This window comes from Litoribrevibacter euphylliae (assembly GCF_042646085.1).
Taxonomy (GTDB): Bacteria; Pseudomonadota; Gammaproteobacteria; order Pseudomonadales; family Litoribrevibacteraceae; genus Litoribrevibacter; species Litoribrevibacter euphylliae.
Window position 1 is genome coordinate 1 of the sequence record NZ_JBHRSZ010000010.1, and the last position, 23,337, is coordinate 23,337.

General features: G+C 45.3%; 17 protein-coding genes. 7 read left to right on the forward strand and 10 right to left on the reverse strand.

All coding sequences use genetic code 11. The features are described from left to right. The coding region (locus ACFOEK_RS20790; RefSeq protein ID WP_386723415.1) for an outer membrane protein assembly factor BamB family protein at window positions 1-2,194 on the reverse strand (2,194 nt) is incomplete at its 3' end. Window positions 2,195-2,519: 325 nt separating this feature from the next. On the opposite strand from ACFOEK_RS20790, the gene ACFOEK_RS20795 reads away from it, so the two are divergent. After that, the gene (locus tag ACFOEK_RS20795; RefSeq protein WP_386723416.1) at window positions 2,520-3,863 is read left to right on the forward strand and encodes a DUF945 family protein; all 1,344 of its coding nucleotides are present in this window, start codon (window positions 2,520-2,522) and stop codon (window positions 3,861-3,863) included. Window positions 3,864-3,982: 119 nt separating this feature from the next. Here the strand turns inward: ACFOEK_RS20795 and ACFOEK_RS20800 are convergent, their stop codons facing one another. The 4 genes from ACFOEK_RS20800 to ACFOEK_RS20815 form a co-directional block, all read right to left on the reverse strand. After that, complete coding sequence (locus tag ACFOEK_RS20800; RefSeq protein WP_386723417.1) at window positions 3,983-5,971, reverse strand: response regulator; 1,989 nt, start codon at window positions 5,969-5,971, stop codon at window positions 3,983-3,985. A 4-nt stretch (window positions 5,972-5,975) separates the two neighbouring features. Next, window positions 5,976-6,587 carry a hypothetical protein gene (locus ACFOEK_RS20805; protein ID WP_386723418.1) on the reverse strand — a complete coding sequence of 204 codons (612 nt, stop codon included), beginning with the start codon at window positions 6,585-6,587 and terminating at the stop codon, window positions 5,976-5,978. A gap of 71 nt (window positions 6,588-6,658) precedes the next feature. Next, complete coding sequence (locus ACFOEK_RS20810) at window positions 6,659-8,716, reverse strand: TonB-dependent receptor plug domain-containing protein (RefSeq protein WP_386723419.1); 2,058 nt, start codon at window positions 8,714-8,716, stop codon at window positions 6,659-6,661. A 61-nt stretch (window positions 8,717-8,777) separates the two neighbouring features. Next, complete coding sequence (locus tag ACFOEK_RS20815) at window positions 8,778-9,722, reverse strand: diguanylate cyclase (RefSeq protein WP_386723420.1); 945 nt, start codon at window positions 9,720-9,722, stop codon at window positions 8,778-8,780. 404 nt (window positions 9,723-10,126) lie between these two features. On the opposite strand from ACFOEK_RS20815, the gene ACFOEK_RS20820 reads away from it, so the two are divergent. Then, window positions 10,127-11,656, forward strand: a complete 1,530-nt coding sequence (locus ACFOEK_RS20820; protein WP_386723421.1) for a sigma-54-dependent transcriptional regulator — start codon at window positions 10,127-10,129, stop codon at window positions 11,654-11,656. Window positions 11,657-11,775: 119 nt separating this feature from the next. Further along, window positions 11,776-12,336 (forward strand): hypothetical protein, encoded by a 561-nt coding sequence (locus tag ACFOEK_RS20825; protein ID WP_386723422.1) that lies wholly within the window; start codon window positions 11,776-11,778, stop codon window positions 12,334-12,336. A gap of 50 nt (window positions 12,337-12,386) precedes the next feature. On the opposite strand, the gene ACFOEK_RS20830 is transcribed toward ACFOEK_RS20825, so the two are convergent. Beyond that, the gene (locus ACFOEK_RS20830; protein ID WP_386723423.1) at window positions 12,387-13,646 is read right to left on the reverse strand and encodes a methyl-accepting chemotaxis protein; all 1,260 of its coding nucleotides are present in this window, start codon (window positions 13,644-13,646) and stop codon (window positions 12,387-12,389) included. Between the two features lie 229 nt (window positions 13,647-13,875). Between ACFOEK_RS20830 and ACFOEK_RS20835 the strand changes: the two genes are divergently transcribed. The 3 genes from ACFOEK_RS20835 to ACFOEK_RS20845 all read left to right on the forward strand — a co-directional run bounded on the left by ACFOEK_RS20835 (window position 13,876) and on the right by ACFOEK_RS20845 (window position 19,656). After that, complete coding sequence (locus ACFOEK_RS20835) at window positions 13,876-14,964, forward strand: efflux RND transporter periplasmic adaptor subunit (RefSeq protein ID WP_386723424.1); 1,089 nt, start codon at window positions 13,876-13,878, stop codon at window positions 14,962-14,964. Continuing rightward, window positions 14,965-18,036 (forward strand): efflux RND transporter permease subunit, encoded by a 3,072-nt coding sequence (locus ACFOEK_RS20840; RefSeq protein ID WP_386723425.1) that lies wholly within the window; start codon window positions 14,965-14,967, stop codon window positions 18,034-18,036. Between the two features lie 141 nt (window positions 18,037-18,177). Continuing rightward, a complete protein-coding gene (locus tag ACFOEK_RS20845; RefSeq protein ID WP_386723426.1) occupies window positions 18,178-19,656 on the forward strand; it encodes a GGDEF domain-containing protein in 1,479 nt (492 codons plus the stop codon). A gap of 66 nt (window positions 19,657-19,722) precedes the next feature. Here the strand turns inward: ACFOEK_RS20845 and ACFOEK_RS20850 are convergent, their stop codons facing one another. Next, entirely contained in the window at window positions 19,723-20,094 is a 372-nt protein-coding gene (locus tag ACFOEK_RS20850; RefSeq protein WP_386723427.1) for a histidine triad nucleotide-binding protein, read from the reverse strand. 222 nt (window positions 20,095-20,316) lie between these two features. Between ACFOEK_RS20850 and ACFOEK_RS20855 the strand changes: the two genes are divergently transcribed. Continuing rightward, entirely contained in the window at window positions 20,317-20,556 is a 240-nt protein-coding gene (locus ACFOEK_RS20855; protein ID WP_386723428.1) for a hypothetical protein, read from the forward strand. 22 nt (window positions 20,557-20,578) lie between these two features. Here the strand turns inward: ACFOEK_RS20855 and ACFOEK_RS20860 are convergent, their stop codons facing one another. Genes ACFOEK_RS20860 through ACFOEK_RS20870 form a run of 3 tightly spaced genes read right to left on the reverse strand, consistent with a single transcriptional unit; the run spans window position 20,579 to window position 23,321 of the window. Beyond that, on the reverse strand, window positions 20,579-21,364 hold the full coding sequence (locus tag ACFOEK_RS20860) for a hypothetical protein (protein WP_386723429.1): 786 nt from the start codon (window positions 21,362-21,364) through the stop codon (window positions 20,579-20,581). 5 nt (window positions 21,365-21,369) lie between these two features. Continuing rightward, on the reverse strand, window positions 21,370-22,344 hold the full coding sequence (gene hemH, locus ACFOEK_RS20865) for a ferrochelatase (RefSeq protein WP_386723430.1): 975 nt from the start codon (window positions 22,342-22,344) through the stop codon (window positions 21,370-21,372). A gap of 56 nt (window positions 22,345-22,400) precedes the next feature. After that, window positions 22,401-23,321 carry a TIGR01777 family oxidoreductase gene (locus ACFOEK_RS20870; RefSeq protein ID WP_386723431.1) on the reverse strand — a complete coding sequence of 307 codons (921 nt, stop codon included), beginning with the start codon at window positions 23,319-23,321 and terminating at the stop codon, window positions 22,401-22,403. Window positions 23,322-23,337: the final 16 nt, after the last annotated feature.

Here is a 23,337-nt window from a genome sequence, read left to right on the forward strand (position 1 = left end):
ACCGTGCGCTAGTCCTAGAACTACTGTTCGCTAATAGATTATCACCTAGTTGAGAGACTTGTAGATCCTTGACTGTCCAATGATTGCCCTCACCGGATGGCGTAAAGTGCGTCCGATAGCTAATAGCTCCCGTACTCACATTACGATCCAAGATAATAATCCCTGTATTATAGGTGCCAATGTAGACCTGTTTACTGTCAGGGCTTTCTATTAACTCGGCCACCAATCCAAGAGGGCCATACACTGACGCACTACCATCTGACGAACCAATGTACGCTTGGCTGTTATCCCACGTAGGGTTTGAGACATATGTATAGCTCAAACGCTCAAAGCTCTGATACTCACCCGAGGCCGTAAACGTACCCGCTACTTCATCAATGTTGTAATGAATCAAGTTTGGTGTAGTACTGTCTTCCATCAAGTACAGAGACTCGCCGTCCCGAGTAAATAATGCCGATACGACAGGCATACTTAGCGACTCATTAGAGACAAAATTTAAAGCACCGGTTTGTGTATCTCGAGCAAAAATCACTATATTTTGAATACGACGAACCGAGCTATCTGGTGAAGACAGTACGTATACAAATTTACCGGATACATGCGAAACAACTTCACGAATATAGTCTAGCCCTTCAACAGTCATACCATTGGCGGTTACATCCCCGTTTTTAAGAGAACCTAAGACAGAAATTTCTGTTCGATCATCAAACTCATTAATCCCCGCATTTGAGCCAAGCAAAAATTCCCACTGGTTGTTATAACCATCGCCATCGGTATCTTCTAAAGCATCATTCCTTCCTGGGTCTAGTCCACCTTGAGCTTCGTACCAATCCGGTAAGCCATCATTATCAGGGTCTAAGGACGGATTATTATAAGTGTAAGGATCATAACCATTGGCTACTTCCCATAGATCAGGTAGCTGGTCATTATCATCATCTAGGTCTCCATTATCACCAACACCATCACCATCACTATCTACCCACTCTAATCTATTTAAAGCAAACAGATCTGAATGATCCTGATAACCATCTCCATCTCTGTCTATATATGAACCAGTATTAGAAGTATTCTGACCAAACATAACCCAATCAGTAGTATTTATTGATTGGTTAATATCAAAAGATTTAACTTGGCCGTCTAATTGGGCAACCCACAAATGATCTGCTGAGCTCAACAAAAGCGGTGCATATATTTCAGGCAAACCTGAAATCAGCTGTTCAGAACTCAGTGATTGAGAGCTGTTAAGGGAGTAAAGATTACCTTGCTGAGTTGATAGAATTAGCTTATTGGACGTGGTTAATAAAGGAGAGGAATAGGTAATTTCATTTAGTGTTACAGAACTCACTAATGAACCATTTGAAGAATACTTATAAACCTGGCCTGTTTCATAGGCAACAAAAAACACATTACCACTGCCATCAATTACAGGAGCTGCAGCTCCTAGTCCTGAGAGAGGTTTACGCCATAATAGTTGACCTGAAGCGTTCAACTTATAGGCATATTTATCAAACCCCCCTAGATAAATTTCACCATCTTTAGTTAACGCAGGAGTTGAAAAGCCTTTGCCATTGGGGCTTGTATACGTAAAAACTATCGAACCCTGTTCATCAAACCCATAAAGCTCACCAATAGAGTTTGATACAACAATAATCCCCTGATCTGTAATAACCGGAGACGCACCGACTTTACCTAACGTATCAAAAGACCAATTAACCACACCATTTTTATTTAAAGAAAGAATGGAGCCAGAATCAGCGCCTAAAACTATGTCACCACCCGCACTGATAGCAGGCGATGTAAAGCTACTTCCAATGAGTGTGTACTGCCACTCAACTTGACCTTCAGGAGAAATCGCAAATAAGACTCCATCCAGAGTCGGAACATAAACAATGCCATCAATAGATATCGCTGGAGTAGAGGCAATTTCAGCCCCTAAATCAACGGGCCAACTTGATGAGTCATCAAGTGTGTACTGCGTACCATCAAAAGAAACTTGATGAAGTAGACCATCCGCATCACCAACATAATACAAGTCACCGCTATAATTTTGGGCAACACCAGAACCGAGATTTTGTCCTGTTTCAAAAGAAGCGATCTCAGTTACGGAAGCTTTAACAGATGAAATAAAGAACACTGTCAATAAAAGAACACGTACACAAAGACTGAAAACAAGTGAGCGACGTCCAGATGTCACAGGCAGACTCCAACTTTAAGTTTATTGTTTTTATATTCCGGCCAAAGCTGTCGGATTTTCGCAGAAACTATACAGAAAGAAGAATAGTCCTAAAAGCTGGAACTAACAGTCCTATCAATAGGACAATCATTATTTGAACTAAATCACAATATCAAAAATAAGCAAACTAAAGTAAAGACCATTCATACCTTATAGAAAGGCCACACTATGATCCCAAATCTTGGCCAAACTATGGGTAGGTATACAATTATTCTTTCAATCCCCCAGCGCTTCGATAGAATACCGCCCTTATTAATTAAAGGATTCACAGCAAAAGGATGTCCTCATGAAAAAAGCACTATTAGCCTCTGCCATCATCGTTTCAGCAGGAGCTGCCGCCAGCCCATGGATTATGGGATCAGTTGCGGAACAACAGTTCTCTCAGGCTTACGAAGCACTAAAAGCACAAGAAAACCAGATCGTTACGCTGTCTGAAAGCAGTTTTGAGCGCGGTTATACGACATCAAAAGCAAAGTTCACTTTGAATTACAGCTTCCCAGACAATGAAATCCCACCATTTGCTCTGGTTTTTGAGTCGAGTGTTCAGCATACGCCGATTGCCACCAATGAATCAGGCACCTATTTCTTTGAAATTACATCAGAAGATTCTGTATACCTCGAAAACATCTCGAAAGAAGCACAAGCAACGATTGATCAATACTTAGGCGGCAAGTTGTTTACTGGTTACAGCCACGTCAATCTGTTTGGTACGGGTACAACAGCGCTGAGTTCTCAGGCCATCGACTATAAAGATGAAGTAGCTGGAGTTTATGCTCAAGTAGCGCCTGTTACATTGTCCATCGAAGGAAACTTCCTAGAGGAATTCGGCACTCTGCAGTTATCCATTGAAAACTCCAACTTCGAAAGCCCTGAGGCCAAATTCTCCATCTACGGCACCACCTTGGACGCCTCTTTTGATAAGCATGAGTCTGGATTAACCGTTGGTTCGAGCGCATTCAATATTAATGAAATCAACGCGCTGACCCCAACAGGTCCTTTGAAGTTAACCAATGCGAATATTTCCAGCAACGTAGATGTTGTGGATAACAAGTTTAATAACCACGCGACCTTTAGCATTGAAAGCATTGAGTCCATGCTTCCGGTTCACGCAGTCCGTTATGAAATAGACTTTAACGGTGTAAGTCAGGAAGCAATGACACTATTGGAAGAGCTGAATGATAAAGCTGAGGCATTTGAAACGGCAGCGTTAGAAGCAGATCCGATTTTTGGTGAGTTAATCAACGCAACTTTACAACCAGGCCTGGAATTAAATCAGGAAGTTGAAATCAGTGCTTTTGACGGAAAATTATTCGCAGATTTAGACGTGCTATTTACTGGTATTGAAGGCGTTGAATTAGATGCGCTGGCAAACCCTGAGCTTGCTCCAAAAGCGATTAAAGCAAACTTTGTGGCTCGTGCGGATAACGAAGCCATCTTTAAGACACCGGCCGCACCTATGATTGCCGAGTACGTTCAACAAGGTTTAATCAAACAAACGGATACTGAAGTCTCGACTGAAATTAAGCTGGTTGATGGCGTATTGACGATCAATGAGCAAGAGATTCCGCTAGAACAGGTTATGCAGTTAGTTCTAATGAGCATGGCGGCTGAAGAGCAGAATATTCAATAAACACTCTTCAATCACTATCTAATCAATAACTCTCTATTTAACAAGCCCGCCGGATATAGCTAACACACGGTCAAACATCTCGCGGGCTTTTTACTGTCTATAATAAAAGCTAAAACGTCTTACTCTAGGGATTCCAAGTAATCCACCAGCTTCCTGAATTGGTAGGTTGAAACAAATCCCCCCACTTTTTCTACGAACACCTGATAATCGCCCTGCAATTCCAACTCCGACAATACGTCTTTTAATGTCAGGATGTTATGTTTCTTGGCAGCTTCCACCAGCGAAGCCAGTTTATCCGACTCTGGCAGAACCAACGGATGCTCAACGGACAAATCACCTTCGGGCGAATTACCGTGCAACAGCCATTCAAGCTTGAGCTGATCTTGTAACTTGTCGATCAACACACGATCCGACACCGGCTTGGGCACCAAGTCATTGAACCCACAAGAACTGACCTTATCGATGGTTTCAGGCTCTATCGCGGCCGTCAAAGCCACAACCGGAAGCTCGTCAGCTGAATGATCTTCACGAATCCTCTCAATCACCGCAAAACCGTCTAAGTCCGGCATTAATAAATCCAACATCACCAGATCCGGCTGCACCTTCGAAAGCATAGTTAAGCCATCCGCGCCGTTCGATGCTTCTTCCACAATAAAGCCCAACTGTTCCAAACGCTGTCGCAGCACATCCCGGTTAAGCGCATTATCATCAATCGACAATATGGTTTTACGTACGCCTTTATACCCGACGATGGCATCGTAGTCCCGGTCTTCACTGACCGTTGAATGCACCACCGAGTGCATACGCACTTCAAAGTAGAACCGACTGCCTTCACCGAGCACACTGTCGACACGGATCTCAGAACTAACCAGTTTGAGCAAGTTTTGACTGATTGCCAGACCCAAGCCAGCACCTTCACTGCTAAGCTTACCGTTATCCAATTGATGAAACGGAATAAAGATGTCCTGAAGTTTATCGCTCGGAATACCCGGCCCGGTATCGATCACTTCAAACAGTAAATCACTGAGCACACGGTGACCTTTCCGCTCGTTCTTTATCACGCTAATGCGTAACGTCACAGAACCTTTCGAGGTGAACTTAATGGCGTTATTCAACAGATTTAACAGCACTTGCCGCATCCGCTTATCATCGGCAAGCACCGTCGTAGGCAAATCGTCACCAAAGTCTTTAATAAAGTCGATGTCTTTAAGTCGAGCTCGAATCTCGGCCATCTCACATAAGGTGTCCAGGAAAGGTCTAAACTGCACCTCACGAGGGTAAAGCTGAATAGATTCAGACTCTACTTTCGAAAAATCAAGAATGTCATTAATCATCAACAACAGGTGGTCAGCGCTTCGATCAATGGTCTCAATACCCTGCCGATATTGCTTCATTAATTCACGATCTTTCTTATAGAGCTGCGTGTATCCCAAGATCGCATTCAACGGAGTTCTCAACTCATGACTGACGTTCGCCATAAACCGGGTTTTAGCTTTATCCGAGGCTTCAATCAGTTTCTTGGCTTTGTGGAGGCGTTCAAACAAAACCAAAGTGGCAAGCCAAACCAGTACCAACAAGCCCAACGCAATGGCCGTTTGACTGTAAAGTTTGCTCTTCATATCAGTACTAAGAAAACGATAGTAAGCATCACTAACCACAAACGATGCTACTCCAAGAATCTCCTGATGTTGACTCACCAACGGTAGGTCGGCCAAGAAACACTCGTCGCAACTCAAGTTACCTTCCGCCAGATCCAAGCTGCCTTCCAGCGCCGCCACCGCCTCGTAATCTAGAAACAGCGATACACCTTGGATGAAGGGCTCACCAATGGAAGGATCGGTGATCAACAGGATTTCCTGCACCGTTTGGACAAGTTGAGCTTTAGTATCCTGCTGCTCGCTATAGACAATCACATCACTGAGCAGGTTGGCCTGAGAGTTTGCCAGCACCTGAGAGTGCGTTTCGGCCGCCTGACGAAGGCGTGGTTCTAAAGTGCCTTCCCAATAGCTATTCAGCGAAGCAATGATAGTGACTTCTACAACCAGAAACACCAGCGTGATCAGGATACTGGATTGACGCAAACGAACTCGAGGTAGCCATCTCTTCATGCCATTACTCCGCCACCGCATATTGCTTTGCCACTTTCACGAAGAAAGGCTTGATGTTGATCTGAGCGCGCATCAGGGTATCCATATTTAACGCAGGCCGAACTCGGGCTTCTACCGAGATTCCACCCAGTACCCCAGCTTCCACATCACCTTCAAAGGGAGAAAACAACACCACTTGATGCTCAATACTAAATTCAATGAGCGCCTTGAGCTCATCACCGTCCAGTTTTTGAGTAATAAAAATGCCCGCGGTAGGGGGAGTATCCCCAGCTAACAGATCTTCCAAACTGACGCTGCGGATATGAACCTCGGGATTGGTAATCGACGCTAACTGTTCATCTGCGGTCTTTTCCAAACGACGAACTGCACTGGAATGAGTAATGTACAGTAAGGCTATCCCCAAGGCGCCATCGTCATCTCGTTTTTTATGGCGATCAGTGTCTGCCAGTAACATCATTTTGAAGAGTTTCATTCCGACGTGCGCACGACGCTCGTCATAACGGTCGGCAATCACTGCATGACCCGGTATCGACACCAACACTAAGCACAGCACCAGCTGCAACACAAAGCTGTATCTTATTTTTTGTTGGTGGCTACTCGGGAAGATTGCCGACACGACTCAGTTACTCCATACATCGCCGCAGGAGCAAACCTACATCAAGGGTCAAACAGAATAAAACCTGAAACTTAGAACTCATAGCCAACCTCAGCCCACCAAGTACGCCCTTCTTGCGGTAAGCCGTCCTCGTAAGTCGGACGAACGGAAAGAATTGCATAATCTTCATCAAACACGTTTTTAACCGTGCCAGAGAAAGACACCCCATCGATGCCCATCGGCTCAACCCATCTCACCGAATAATCGAGGGTCTGATATTCGGGGAAGCTGTTTTCGGGATCTAAACGTCGAATATTCGGATAGCCTTTCTGCTGTCCACGATACTTCACTAGAACACTTTGACTAACAGAACGGGTTGTATGCCAAGTCACAGCGACATTTGACATCCAATCAATCGACCCGACCACATCATCGTTAGTAACTTCATCATCCGTCAGCACATAAGAAACATTGGCTAGCACTTCCCAAGAACGACCAATAGCCTGTTGCCATTCCAGTTCAGCGCCGTAAGATGAGATCTCTCCTCTGTTTAGGTAAGTCGGTGGCTCGCCAGGAACGATGACAAATTCAATCATGTTCTTGATGTCCGTCTTGAACACGGTGAAACGTAGCACTTTGCCACTGCTCCGGTAGATATAAGCCAGCTCATAAGAGGCCAACTCTTCGGGATCAAGTTCACGCCCTTGAGATGTACGCCCTTCTGGTGTTAATGGACCAGGATAACTTTCCTGTAAGGTAGGAGGCCTGAAAGCTTCTGCGTATTGAGCTTTGAACAAATGCTTATCGGTTGCCCGCCACACCAAAGCCACTCTTGGCGAGAGATTGCCACCAAGATCATCGTAGTCGTCATAACGCGCCCCGAAAGTCATATCCAAGGTCGAAGTTAAATGCCACTGATCCTGGAAAAAGACACTGTTAATTTCACGTTCTGTATCGTCAAGAACGACCATTTCATCCGAAGTAAAATACCTTGCAGGTTGAACCAGATCGAAAACCTTCCCGCCGACATCTGTCACTTTCACTTTTTTATGGCTCAGCCCCAACAACAACGAGTGATCCGAAACGTCCCAGCTCCCCTCCCAGTTGAGAGCAAAGGAAGCGTCTTCATGCTCATCCTGACGATAGCTATCCGTAACCGTCGGCGGCCTACCACCTGGCCCCCTGACCCCTGCAGGGAGAGTAAGATGTACAGGATCTTCTGTATCATTTTGCAAATAATTCAACGACAGTTTATGGCTCAATTGCTCATTGAATTTCCATTCTTTAGAAACATCAAAACTCAACATGGATTGTTTGAAGGGAGAGAAGTCTTCAGGTGTATAGGCGGTACGACCAAACGTTATGCCTTTTTGATAATTTAGATACTGGGCTCGAAACTGGTACCCGTCATAATCCAGCCCCAAAAGAAAAGTGCTGCCCTTATTATTATCAAACACTGGTCCAGGTGAATGACCATTACCACTGTTCCAAAAGTTATCGGTGTTACTGATTCGATCCGAATCGTCTTCAATCCAGGCAGACGAACTTAGATTCCACTGAAAACGTCGATCAGACGAAGCGCCAAAGAGATTCACACTGGCTTGGCGCAAGTTATTGTCACCAACTTTGACCGCCACATCGTTCGATTGCTTACGGGTAATTACATTCACTACACCGGAAAATGCAAACTCACCATACAAGGACGCTCCCGGGCCTCGAATCACTTCAATACGATCAACTTGCTCCACAGGCAAATACAGTAACGGCTCAGCCAGCCCCGTGATAGCGTTATTCACAGGAACGCCATTTAACATCATCTTAAGGTTGTTCGAGTCCAATGAGGCGCCAACACCACGCACCAGACTAATGGTACTACCATCGTTGTTTTCATTAATATCGAATCCGGCAACGATGGATAACGCCTGAGCGACGTTCTCAAGCCCCAACCGCTGCAAGTCGCTACTGTGTAGCACCGTTACCATTCCAGGAACAAAGTCCGCGTTCATTTTACTGTGTGTCGCCAGATCCGTTTCCTGCTCCAACAAAGACATCAGAGCAGCAAGTTCATCCCCCTCATCTTTACCTGATGTTGAAGCTCCAGCCATAGAACTGGCAACGAGTCCTGCCAGTATCGTTATATTTTTTATCATCGTTATGCATCTACCGGCGTCCCGGCACCCTTCCTGTTAGTACTAAATATTTAGACAACAGCTATGGTATAGCACTCTCTGATATAACGCGATTTCGCCCCTGTTTTTTTGCTTCATATAAGTATTTATCTGCTAATTCCAGCAGATGTGCTGACTCACTCTCTGAAGACGGCTGCATAGTTGCACAGCCAATGCTGACAGAAAGATATGGCGCAGCATCTGAGTGTGAGTGAAGAATGTCTTGTTCCGCGACTCCTATTCGCAGTTGTTCTGCAATACTGAGTGCTTGTTCACCATTGGTTTCCGGCAACACCACCACAAACTCTTCACCACCGTAGCGCGCCAACACATCCGAAGAACGCTTCAGTAAGGTTTGAAAGACGCTGACTACCTTCTGCAAACACACGTCCCCCTGACCGTGGCCATAGGTGTCGTTGTAGTTTTTGAAATAATCCACATCAATCATGATCAAAGACATTGGTTTGCCATTGCGAATACCTCGTGACCATTCTTTTTTAAGCATCTCATCAAAGTGTCGACGATTGGGGATGCCAGTTAGGCCATCCAAACATGCCAGCTTCGCCAACAAGTCCGTTTTCATTTTCAATTCAAGATGATTACGAACCCGAGCTTTTAAAATTGGCACTGAGAAAGGCTTGGTAATGTAATCAATGGCTCCCAGCGATAAACCAAAAGCTTCATCATCCATTTCATCCATGGCCGTAATAAAAATAATCGGAATATCAGACAACTCAGGGTTTGCCTTTAGCTGCTTACACACTTCATAGCCACTTAGTCCTGGCATCATGATATCCAGCAGCACTAAGTCGGGTTTATGCTCCTTCACTAATCTCAGAGCATCTTTACCATGCAAAGCCACGAGAATTTCTATGTCCTCATCACGAAAATTCTCGATCAGAATATCCAGATTCTCTGGAATATCATCTACCACCAAAACCGTTGGTGTTCTCCCAGGCATCATGTTTTTTAAGGACTCAGTATTCAATTCAACACCTCTTGCCACGCAGTTATCTCTCTGAGTAAGTCATAGACATAACAACGGAACACTTTTCTTATCAATTACTTGAAATCGCTATAAAGCAATTTTCTGACCAAACTTACAACAAAATATAGTTTCTAGCCGTCCTCAGCCGCGGATGACCGGAGAAAATCAACACATTAAATAATAAACTCATTTAATATCAACAAGTTATAATTTCCCATATAAATAATATGGATAAATACCTCTGGCCTCTGGATTTACACCATAAAGATTGTTTAAATATTTATAAGAGATTTTCAGAGAAACCCAGCTAAATTTACTTATAAGTCTACAACCCTTCTTATAATCACTTATAAAAAACTTATAGAACACTTATAGAATTCATCATAGGCGATAAGATTACGGCAATGACAGAGCTTCCTTTGGTCTTAATAGTAGACGACCAACCTGACAACCTGGACATACTGGTAAACCACCTTAAAGATTCAGGTTTTCGACTGGCGGTCTCCATCAATGGAGCAGAAGCCTTAGAACTGGCGGCTGAGCAATCTCCGGATTTAATCTTATTAGACATCATGATGCCAGGCTTAAATGGTTTTGAGGTCTGCGAGCGACTCAAAATACAACACGCTACGCAGGACATTCCGGTCATCTTCATGAGCGCTCTTTCTGATACCGAAAATAAAGTCAGAGGCTTTGAGCTCGGTGCCGTGGATTACATTACCAAACCCTTCCAACGGGAAGAAGTACTCGCCCGCATCAATACCCATCTAACTCTTCATGCGCAAAAGCAGCAATTAGAAGCCAAAAATACCCAACTGCAGGCGCTGAACTATCAATTGATGGAACAAATCCAAAAACGAGAAAGCGCCGAAGAACAACTTCGCATTGCCGATGAACGCTTTGAAACCCTGTCAAAATACCAAGCCTCTTCATTGGGTTTGGAGGGCTTCATTGGCGAACACGACACCGTACTTAGCGTCATTAAGGAAGTGCAAAATCTCCAACAGTTTTCTCAAACCCATATTCTGGTGTTGGGAGAAAGCGGCACAGGAAAAGAGCTCATCTCACGAGCAATTCACTACGGCAGTTCTCGTAAAAGCAAACCTTTTATCGCCGTCAATTGCTCCGCCATTCCAGCAGAACTGGCTGACTCAGAGTTCTTTGGTCACAGCAAAGGGGCATTCACCGGCGCCAATCGAGATCATCATGGTTTCTTTGTCCAGGCGGATGGTGGCACCCTGTTCCTGGATGAAATAGGCGACTTACCACTGGCCCTGCAACCAAAATTGCTGAGGGTGTTAGAAGATGGCCAGGTAACTCCGTTAGGCAGTGAACGCGCTCAAAGAGTGGACGTTCGAGTAGTTACAGCCACCAACGCCGACCTCACGCGCAGCATTCAACAGAAGCAATTCCGCCAAGACTTATACTACCGTCTCTGCGGCTATATTATTCATCTGCCCGCACTCAGAGAGCGTGCATCAGACATTCCATTACTAGCCCAGTACTTTTTACATCAACTGGCAGAGCAGATGGGCAAACATACGCCAACTATATCGGACGAAGCCATACATGCACTCTCTGACTATCCCTTCCCTGGCAATATTCGCGAGTTAAAGAATCTTATTGAATACGCCTTAATTCGCAGTCAAGGGCAAACCATTACCAAGGCACACCTGCACCTCTCCGACCCTCTGTTTCATGACGAGCCTCTTGAAGTCTCATCCCCAATAAACCTGCCTGCTAATTCAGTTCACAAGGATGAGTCACTATTACTGAGTTACGCGCAACAACATGGGCGAATCGACAACACCACAGCACAAGCCCTGTTAAACGTGGATCACAGTCGTGCGTCTTATCTGTTAAAGAAATTGCATAAAAGTGGACAATTGGAACGCCAAGGCGAACGTCGCTGGTCGTATTACACTCCCATCTGATGCGACGATCGCAAGCCAGAAGCCGAAGAGGTCATCAGTAATTAGCTGGATCTGAGATGGCAGTCTCCCGCTCCAGCCGCTAGAATAGCCTTTAGAAAACAAGACAATGGACTGAATATATGAAAAAACTTATTACTTTCGCTGCCTTCGCAGCAATCCTAACATCGCTAAGTGCCTGCTCATTATTTTCAGTTCAGTCGGAGCTAAAAGATAAAGACGCGTTTGTTCAAGCCAATACGTATGCTTGGCGCTCAAAGGCTATCCCGAAGAGTTCGTCCAGTGATTCAAAACCCTATAAGGTAGATCAAAAAATCCGAACCTCAGTGAACGATGTCATGTCAGAAAAAGGCTACCAATTAGTAGAGTCGGATGCAGACTTGTATTTGGACTATCGTTACAAGATTGCTCCGATGGTCGTAGCAGAACAGCCAGAAGTGTCTGAAGCATCAATTAGCATCTCTCGAGATTCTGGCATCACTAGACAAAATGCAAACGTCGGAACCTCCCAAATCTCCTATTCCGCACGTTTTACCTTAACGGTATTCAAAGAAGACAAGAAAACCACTGCTTATGATGTATCGTTCAAAAGCGATGACATTCAGCACGATTCACAAAAAGACATTGATAAGCACATCAGTGATTTAACCCGTCGCATGAAACGCACCATTCCAGCAAAATAAGCCGTCCCCCGAACGAACAGTAATGGAGCTATTCCTAAAATAGCTCCTCATCAAAACAGCTCCACATCATCGTCATCATTACTGGGTTGGTCGATCACATCCGAAGCTACATCTTGCTTACGCCCCTGCCGCTTGGCGGTACTGTATTCCCGCTCACTCACTTCAAAGCTCGCCAACATGCTTTTCACTCGATGACTTAAGTTCGACAAGTCATCCGACGACACCGCCTGCATACGAGTACTTTCCAAGGCATCCGAGTTAAGTGAAATCAAACTATCAATGGAAGCATTGGTTTCTTTTGAAGAGCTCTGTTGTTGCTCTAGCTCTCTACGAACATTTCCGGCATTAGCGTTCACCTGCTCAACAATGCCAGTAATCTTGTAGAGCTCTTCTCTCGAATGAGTGGTCTTTTCCACCGCCTCATTGGTCATGACCCGACCTTGCTCCATACTCACCACCACTTTCTGAGTGATCGACTGAATCAATTCAATCATCTCTTTAACCTCTACCGTTGAGGCATAGGTGCGCACGGCTAAACCACGCACTTCATCCGCCACGACAGCGAAGCCACGACCGGCCTCACCGGCACGGGCCGCTTCAATAGCAGCGTTCAGCGCCAGCAAGTTGGTTTGCTCTGCAATGGAATTAATCACATCCAAAATGGCGACAATGCCATCACCATGTTCCTTCAACTGAGCAATTTGATGACCGGCATCGTCCATCACGGAGGAAAGTTGATGAATACTCTTCACGGATGAATCCACTGATTCCTGAGCCGTTTCAGCAATCGTTTGACCCGATTGCAGATCATCCATAATACTGGCCACATCCTGGCTGACCTGCTCATTAATATCGGTTAAGCGATGAACCACCTCACTGATGTATTGGCCATTCTTTGCCTGAATCACTGCTTTCTGCGCAAGATTACTGTAGGTTTCACTGAGTTCCTGAGACATCGGAATTAAGCGAACCACCGATTGATTGATCTCACCAAGCATCTCATCCGCGTCACAGGCTTTGCTATTGATCCGATCAATCAGAGACTTATACACAGGCGACATGACATCTGAATCTATCTGTTGCGTAAAATTGAAAATACCGTTACTCGACGCAATGCCATAAAGGTCAGATAAACTCGATAATGGTTTGCCGACTGATCGCCAAATTATGCCCCAGGTTACTGCAACCGCAATCCCCATTAACAACAAACTCACCCATACTTGAGGCTGAAGAAAAATAAACAACAAAGAACACAGCCCCCACACCATGGTGATGGGTAAAAAGATAAGCATTAATACTGCTGACTTCATGCGTTGAACCTATGTCCTTGTTTGCTTAGTTGTTTAATTTATCGCCCTGCAGGATCAGGCCTTTAACAAATACAGCGGATTAAAAGCACTCATTACAGGCTATCAACAGAAAAATTTCCTTAATAAGAATAGGCCAAACTGATGAATTAACTCAGTTTCCCAATGCCCCAACCTACTCTATAGTTAAATCCAATATTTTTATGCTTTTCATCTACTTATGAGGCACGCAATGAAACGCACAACATACCTTTTCTTAGGGCTGATAGTATCCATACTTTTAGCTGGATGTGAAAAAGAAATTCCAGTGAAGAAAGAAGTGATTCGCCCTGCAAAACTGATGTTATTGGGGGAAGCCAACAGTGCCTCAATTCGCAATTTCCCCGGTGAAGTTGAAGCCAGTGATCAATCGACCTTAGCCTTCCGTGTCTCAGGCGAACTGAACAAACTGCCGGTAAAAGCCGGTCAGAAGGTAGAGAAAGGACAATTACTGGCACAGCTCGACCCCACCGATTACCAGCTTCAGATGGATGACCGGCAGGCTAGTTTTGACTTAGCAAAAGTGGAATACACGCGCTTTAAGAAGATGCTTGATAAGAAACTGGTGGCCATTTCTACCGTCGATCAAAAGAAGGCCCAGTACCTCTCCACCAAGTCGGCATTGGACCTTGCCAAACAGGATCTGGCTTACACCAAGCTAACCGCACCTTTCGCCGGAGTGGTGTCAAAAGTGTTAGTAGAAAACCACGAGAACATTCAGGCTCAGCAAGTTATCCTGCACTTACAATCAGACAACGTACTGACCATCAGCTTCCAGCTACCAGAATCTATGATTGCGCATTTAAACACCGATGCAGAAGATTATCAGCCAACCATTACCTTCGACACCAACCCAGGCAAAACCTATCTGGCCAGCTATAAAGAACACAGCACCGAAGCCGATCCTAAAACCTTGAGTTATGAAGTGAAACTTGAAATGGATATGCCTGCCGACTTCAATGTACTGCCTGGGATGACGGCGAATGTAGCCATGGACATGCGCATCATTTCCACAGCCATCCTCCCGGACTACCAGATTCCATCCAGCGCCGTCTTTTCCTCTGATACTCAAAACACCGATAGTGACGTTCGTAATGTCTGGAAAATTGATCCTGAAAGCTACACAGCTCACCTGGCCGAAGTGAAAGTCGGTCAATTAACCAGTGCCGGTATTGAAGTCTTCGATGGTTTAATGCCAGGCGACATCATTATTACAGCTGGTACCACCAACATCAGGGAAGGGATGAAAGTGCGCCCTTGGGAAAGGGAGCGAGGTCTGTAGATGAATACCGCAGGTTATTTTATTAATAATAAAGTCACCAGTTGGTTGGTGACTTTGATCTTACTTATTGGCGGCATTCTCTCCTTTGATGAATTGGGCCGCTTGGAAGACCCCGAATTTACCATCAAAGACGCCATTGTTGTGACCCATTATCCTGGTGCTGCACCACAACAGGTGGAAGAGGAAGTCACCTACCTTTTGGAAAACGCTATTCAGCAATTGGCTTATGTTGATGAAATTACCTCCATCTCCACACCAGGGCTATCTCAAATCACCGTGACGATTAAAGACAAGTATAACTCAAATCACCTGCCTCAGATCTGGGATGAGCTGCGTCGTAAAGTGAAAGATGCCAGTCGCAACTTGCCGCCTGGTGTTAAAACGCCCTTAGTAAATGACGACTTTGGCGATGTTTACGGCATCATGTTTAACGTCACGGGCGATGGTTACAGCCAGAAAGAATTAAGCGATTACGTCGACTTTATTAAGCGCGAACTGGTGTTAATCGACGGAGTTGGAAAAGTCAGTTTGGCCGGCGTTCAGCACGAGAAAGTCTTCATCAATATTGATAAAGACAAGCTCGCTTCGCTCGGTATTTCACTGCAACGGATTTACAGTATCGTCGGTAATCAAAACACAGTATCGAATGCTGGCTCCATCCATGTAGGTCAGGAGAATGTGCGCCTTCATCCCACCGGCGAGTTTGAAACCGTCGAACAACTGGAAAATCTGTTGATCAGTGAACAAGGCGATCAGAACCTGATTTACCTTGGCGATGTCGCCACCGTGGAACGCGGTTACGATGAAATCCCCAGCAACATTGTACGCTTTAATGGTAAACCCGCTATCAATATTGGAGTCTCGTTCGCATCCGGCGTCAATGTCGTCAATGTCGGCGAATCCGTTCGACAACGCTTGGAAGAGCTAGAAGGGTATCGCCCAATAGGTATCGAAATCGATGCTATGTACTACCAACCAGACGAAGTCTCCCGATCCATTAGCGATTTCGTACTGAATCTGGCCGAAGCGGTGGTCATTGTTATCTTGGTACTCCTGCTGTTTATGGGCTTTAAAAGCGGATTACTGATTGGTTTAGTGCTGTTTCTGACCGTACTCGGCACCTTCATTTTCATGAAGGTGTTCGTTATTGATCTGCAACGGATTTCACTGGGAGCCCTGATCATTGCTCTCGGGATGCTGGTTGATAACGCCATTGTGGTCACCGAAGGAATTCTTATTGGGCGTCAAAAAGGCTTATCCACACTTAAGTCAGCACAAGCGATTATTAAACAAACGATCTGGCCATTATTAGGTGCCACTGTTATAGCCATTCTGGCGTTTGCCCCGATAGGCACATCCAGCGATGCCACAGGCGAGTTCTGTCAGACGCTCTTTTATGTTCTGTGTATCTCGCTGTTTTTAAGCTGGATTACAGCCATCACCATTACTCCATTCCTCGCCGATATCCTCTTCAAGAATCAATCGAATGAAGCAGAAGAAGATCAAGAACACGATCCGTATCAAGGCGCATTTTTCACTGTTTACAAGTCAGTGCTGGATTTCTGCATGCGCCACCGAGTACCAACGATGATTCTCATGGTCATTGCCTTAGGTACCAGTATTTACGGATTTGGCAGCATTAAACAGTCCTTCTTTCCTTCATCCACAACGCCCATCTTTCTAATCGACTATTGGAAACCGCAAGGGACAGACATTCGGGACACCCATTACGATATTCAGCAAGCCGAGCAGTACATTCTACAGAAAGACATCGTAGAGCATGTCACATCAACTGTTGGCCAGGGCGCTCAACGTTTTATCCTGACCTATGCGCCGGAGAAACAATACAGCAACTATGCCCAGCTGATTATTCGCACAGACACGCTGGAAGACATTCAGCCATTGATTGCTGAACTGTCGGAGTATTTTGAAGATCACTTCCCGGACGCCAAAGTGAAGTTTAAACGCTTGATGTTAGGCCCGTCCGACGATGCCAAAATCGAAGCCAGACTAACAGGGCCAGATCCTGACGTACTTCGAAAACTGGCCGTAGAAGTCGAGGACATCATGCATCAAGACCCTGGCGCCTCTTACATTCGACACGATTGGCGTAACCGCGCCAAGGTGATCCGGCCGGAGTTTTCTGAAGCCCGGGCACGCAAGCTCGGCATCAGTAAATCCGATCTCGACCAGTTATTGCTGATGAGTTTTGTTGGCTCGCCCATCGGGCTTTACCGTGATGGCACTGATCTACTTCCGATTGAAGTGCGTCTTCCTGACCACCAGCGCCAAACCGTCAACAGCTTACCTAACTTGCAAGTGTGGAGTCCGACCAACAACAGCTACGTGGCCATATCTCAAGTGGTGTTAGACTTTGATACTGAATGGGAAGATCAGGTCATTCATCGACTCGATCGTAAACGCACGCTAACCGTCCAGGCCGATCCAAACATATTAGGCAATGAAACCGCAGCTCAAGTATTCAATCGCTTACGACCAAAGATTGAAGCTATCGAACTGCCTCAAGGCTACCACTTACATTGGGGCGGTGAATTTGAAAGCTCAGGCAAAGCCCAACAGGCATTATTCGGCGCGCTTCCGATGGGCTATTTATTGATGTTTATTCTAACCATCTTGCTGTTCAATGCCGTTCGATCGCCGTTGGTGATCTGGGCCTGTGTTCCTCTGGCCGTCATTGGGGTCGTTATCGGCTTCCTACTGACCGGCAAAGCCTTTGGATTTATGGCACTTTTAGGCATGCTCAGTTTGTCTGGGATGATTGTGAAAAACGGTATCGTCCTGATTGATCAGATCAATATGGAACTGAACAGCGGCACCGAGCCTTACCAAGCGGTGTTTATGTCGGCGGTGAGCCGTGTCCGCCCGGTCAGTATGGCTGCAATCACCACCATGCTAGGGATGATCCCATTGCTGTTCGACGCGTTCTTTGAAAGCATGGCGGTGGTGATTATTTTTGGACTCGGTTTTGCCACCGTTCTAACCTTAATTGTGATCCCGGTCTTGTATACACTCTTGTATCGTATCGAGTATCGACATGTATCCAAGATCTAGTCACACTGTTGCACTTCTCCAAGGGTTCCCTTGTAGTAGTTAACTAATACTGGACAGTAATAACGTGGAAAGCCCTCTTAAAAGGGCTTTCAAGACCCTGCGCTTAAACGGGGCTCTTGCTTGTACATAATAAGAAGTTGAATGAAATTACAAAAAAACACATGGCTTTTACTGCTCTGGGCACTTGGTGTCACATTGGCAATAATCCAAGGCTACGATGAGCTGCAAGAGTTCTCGGAAAGCAAGGCCAAATCCACACTCGACCTCTACGACAACCTCTCGGCGTTTTCGGAACTGACCGAGCATAAGTCACGTGAAGTCATCAATCGCATTGAACTTAGCAGTCGACTCTTGGCAGAACAAAGCGACCTGGTTGCCTTAATCGAGCAACAGGCGGCCTTATCCGACCACGACTTGGCCCACTACGCGTCACTACTAAGCACCACTCAAAGCAGTATCTCTGTCATCACAACCATCGATGGCGAGATTCTCTACCGTTCCCCCAAGAGTTTCAGCCTCATTCAAAACAATAGTTTGTCTCATCGCCCCTTGTTTAACCGCACCAAAAGCCAAGGCTTCGCCTGGGATATTTATTACGACATCGCGAGTGAGCAACCCAGCTTACTCTCTAGTATTTTGGTGAAGTCAGGGAATACATCGATTGGACAAGTCGTGATTGAACATAAGATCACCTGGTTTCCGTTATTGAGAATCAGAAACACTGAACTCTTGTTAGTAAATAAACATTATTTAGCCGGCTTTCATTTCCACAATGACAGAACAGAAAAGATACGTTTGGAGTTAACGCACACAGAGTTATTCGAAACGCCATCCAGTCAACCATTGAACAACTTAAAGTCATTCCAACCTGACAAAACATTGAAGTTCAAGCCTCACGAAGAATTCAATATTTCTTACTATCAGCTTGAAGGCATCGGTGTTAAAAAAGCGCTGCTCAGCGAAGCCCCAATTTCGGATCGCTGGTCAATGCTGTTTATGATCCCCATCGACCAGGAGATCGAAACGCTCTACAGAGAAGTGTTCGAAACCATCACCAATTTCTTAGTGATTTTGGTTATCTGCGCAGTTCTTCATAAGTTCATCGTTTTCCACTTCAGAATCCGCGAGCTGACTTTTACCGACGAATTAACCGGCTTGAACAATCGTCAGCATTACAATCTCTTTGTGCCACCGCGCTTAAAATTACATGACCGAGGAAAAGTCAGTAACTTTGGTCTGCTCGTTATCGATGTCGACAAATTCAAAAATGTAAATGACACCTATGGGCACCCAGTCGGCGATCTAGTACTGAAAGCGTTAGCCAAAAACCTCACCGAACAATGTCGTGAATCCGATCTCCTCTACCGTTTTGGCGGTGAAGAGTTTCTCATCATCACCGAAGGAGATTCCCTTGAACAGCTCAAACAATTTGCCAATCGATTACGGGAATTAGCACCAAAAATTGAAGAGATTAATTCTAAAATTCCTGGCGGCATCACCATCTCAATCGGCGCATCACTCAGAGCGCCCAAGGAGTCGTTGACAGCGCTCTTTAAGCGTACCGATGACTTGCTGTATCAAGCAAAGCAAAACGGTCGAAACCGGGTAGAAATTGGTTAAAAAGCTCTAAATTAAAAAGGCCACGATTGCTGTGGCCTTCTCTTTGATCCATTTGAACAACACGAACTAGACTTTCAATTTTTCAGTATACGGTGGCCAGCCCATTGGCTTTCCGCCCAAGACATGCAAATGGATATGGTAAACCGTTTGTCCGCCATGCTCATTACAGTTCATCACGGCTCGATAGCCATCCGCTGCAACCCCTAAATCCTGAGCCACTTTCGCCGCTACCCGATACAAATGACCGACGATTTCGCGATCTTCTTCAGCAATATCATTGATCGTTGGAATAATTTTTTTAGGAATCACTAAGAAATGCACGGGTGCCTGAGGATTAATGTCCTTAAACGCCAAGGCCAACTCATCCTCATAGAGGACCTCTGCCGGAATTTCTCGATTGATAATCTTGGTAAAAATGGTTTCTTGAGCTTCTGACATGCTGTTTTCCAATTTTTGTACAATTAAAAATACAAGAGATGAGAATCACTTAGGCCCATAAAACCCAGTGAAAACAAATGACAACGGCTTTTAACATAGCACGCAACCCGCAGGAGAACTAGATTTTAAAGACTGCCAATACGTTCCAAAGCGCTTTCGCAGCCGCTTTTACAAGATCAACTTTTCAACATCAACCAAGAAACGCATAAGTCAGGTGATTTCATGAGCAAAACATTATTAATGTTGACTTACATGATGCGCAATTATCTGCTTGATTGTGAGTGGGAGCCCATTGCTTTAGGCAATCACAGAGTAATTATTCAACGTAAAAAAGAAAGCCGGGTGAGAGCCTTATGGCTATGTGCCTCCGGTGCCATGATGGCTGTGCCAACGTTAGGCTCTGTCATTGCAATCGGATTCGCATCCTTGTTTTTAACCTTTGCGATCATGGACGAAGCCTAGCGGCTAAACACGGATCGACGCCCTATTCAGAAGCAAATCGAAACGGTGGGTATTCTCCCATCCATTGGTAGTGGATATCTGCCGTGTATTGGTCGTGATTCCTATCCCTCAAGTTAGTAATACCCTGATAGCGCAAGATACGACGAGTTGCACAGTCGTACTCTAATTTCACGGGTGAAATGAATAAGTCTACCGGCCACCAATCCAAAGCCATCTGAAGATAGCATGTTCCTTCGGATTGATTATTCATCTTGAGGCTGAATTGGTAACTGTCGAGTTTTAATGGCGCAAATACCTCAAAGCTAACTTCCTGGTCTTCCTCTAATCTCGCCCAAGCCCGCTGAATAAAGGCATCAAACCCAGCATCCACAACCGTATTAGTACTCAGCGGTAAAGTAATTTCTTCTAACGATGTCTTTTCTGAATAACGATACAAACGGGCCGACGTGGCCGTCACCTCAACCCCCACTTGGTAACCAACTTCCTGATCGTCATAGGAAAAGCTTGGCGTCCACGGAGCCGCTTTAGAGTAATCCAGCTGTTTCACGCTTTTAAGGGTGTGATCCGGTAAGTGATATTCCACATATCGACCCACAATATAGCCATCTCCATCGAGGATGAAGTTGTGGTATTCGTAGAACAGCACCTCTTGCGTACCTGGCTTATAGCCAGTGCCAATCATTTGCCACGACCTCTCAGTAACATCAGAGTCGCCAGCCAACCCATGCGCGAAATTCCCCATAAGGATTTGACTGATCAACAGAGACGCAATCGACAACCCTGTTCTAATCGACAACAAGCGCGTCATAGCAATCACTTGGCCGGTAGATATTCTTTTACCAGAGAGGCAAGAAATTCAATATGATCAGGTTCGGCATTGAGAGCAGGAATATAGTGATAGTCCTTTCCACCCGCCTCTAAATAAATTTCCTGATTTTGAATCTGAATTTCTTCCAAGGTTTCCAGACAGTCCACAGAGAAGCTAGGTGCAATCACATCCACCCGTCCCATGCCTTTCTTACCCCAATCTTCCAATGTTTCATCGGTGTAGGGCTTCACCCACTCTTCACGACCAAAACGAGACTGAAACGCCTTCTGCCATTGATGATCTTCAAGACCCAGCTTTTCAGCCAGTAATTTAGCCGTTGTTCGACATTGCTTAGGGTACGGATCGCCAATGCGTTCAAGACGCTGAGGAATACCATGGAAAGACATTAATAAGTGATCACCTTTTCCATACTGTTGCCAATATTGCTCTACCGACTGTGCCAGAGCTGCAATATAACCAGGATGATCATGATAGTCGCTGACCCAGGTAAGCCCAGGGACATGCGGACATTTCCCAAGACTGCGAGCCAAGCTGTCGAACGCTGCCGCCGTCGATGTTCTCGAATTCTGAGGATACAAAGGTAAGACTATGATGTGTTCAACGCCTTGCTTAGCCAACGACTTGCCAGCGTCAGTCATGGATGGTTTACCATACGTCATGGCTAATTCCACAGGAATATCTTGATCCGCCAATGCTTGCTGTAACGCCTGTTGTTGTTTTCGGCTGTAATGCATCAAAGGTGAGCCATCATCAAACCAAATACTTTGATACAGCTTGGCGACCTTCTTGGGGCGAATACGCAAAATCACGCCATGAAGAATGATCATCCAAAGGACTTTAGGAATATCAACCACACGACGATCTGATAAAAACTCCGCAAGAAACTGTCTTACGGATTGAGCGGTAGGCTGTTCTGGGGTTCCAAGATTAATTAACAACACGCCCACTTTCTTACTCATACGCTTATTTTTCCTAATTAAATCGCTGTCTTAAGGTGCCAGAATATCGGGGAATATTACCGGAATAAATCATCTAACGCAGTGTTTATGTCAGGGTATTTGAAAGTAAAGCCGGATAACTCAAGTCTTTTTGGATAAACCCATTGACCAGACAACAAAAGTGTTTCTGCCATTTCACCAAACATCATTTTTAATAAAAAAGGCGGCATCGTCATCCACGCCGGTCGATGCAATACCGAGGCAAACACTTGTGTAAATTCCGAGTTATCCACAAACTTGGGCGCAGTGATATTCACAGCCCCCTCAATGTCAGGGTTATCGAACAACCAAACTACAGCAGCCAATAAATCCTCTAAGTGAACCCAGGAAAACCCTTGTCGGCCAGAACCTAGTTTGGCGCCCATGCCCAATGCAAACGAAGGTTTCAGTTTCTTCAGCATGCCTCCATGACCTAACACCACACCAAAGCGCATCAGTACTGTTCGGCAAGGCCAATCAATCTGTTCATCAACCAATTGCTCCCAGTCGCCACACAAAGACGCTGCAAAATCATTTCCCTGAGACGATTCTTCTGTCACTTGTTCCTTTCCGGCTCCGTAATAGCCGATAGCGGAAGCATTTAACCAATGATCAGGTTTCCAAGACTGACCTTTCAGCCATTGAATCAGATTACGGGTGAAATCAATGCGACTCTGACGAAGTAATTGTTTTCTCTGAGCCGTCCAACGTTTATCGGCGATGCCTTCACCAGCCAGATTAATCACTGCATCGTGTGATTCAATTACTGGCGCAGTTTCATCTTGGCGTTTCGAGAAATCCCAATACAGCCAAGATAACTGAGCAGACTCTTTTCCCGCAAAGGCTCCTTTCCGCTGTGTTTGACGGGAAACGATGGTGACTTGATGTCCTTGTTCAAGCAAGAGATCCACCAACGCACTGCCGATAAAGCCGGTTCCGCCTGTCACTAAAATCTTCATAAGTGATCCTCTTTTA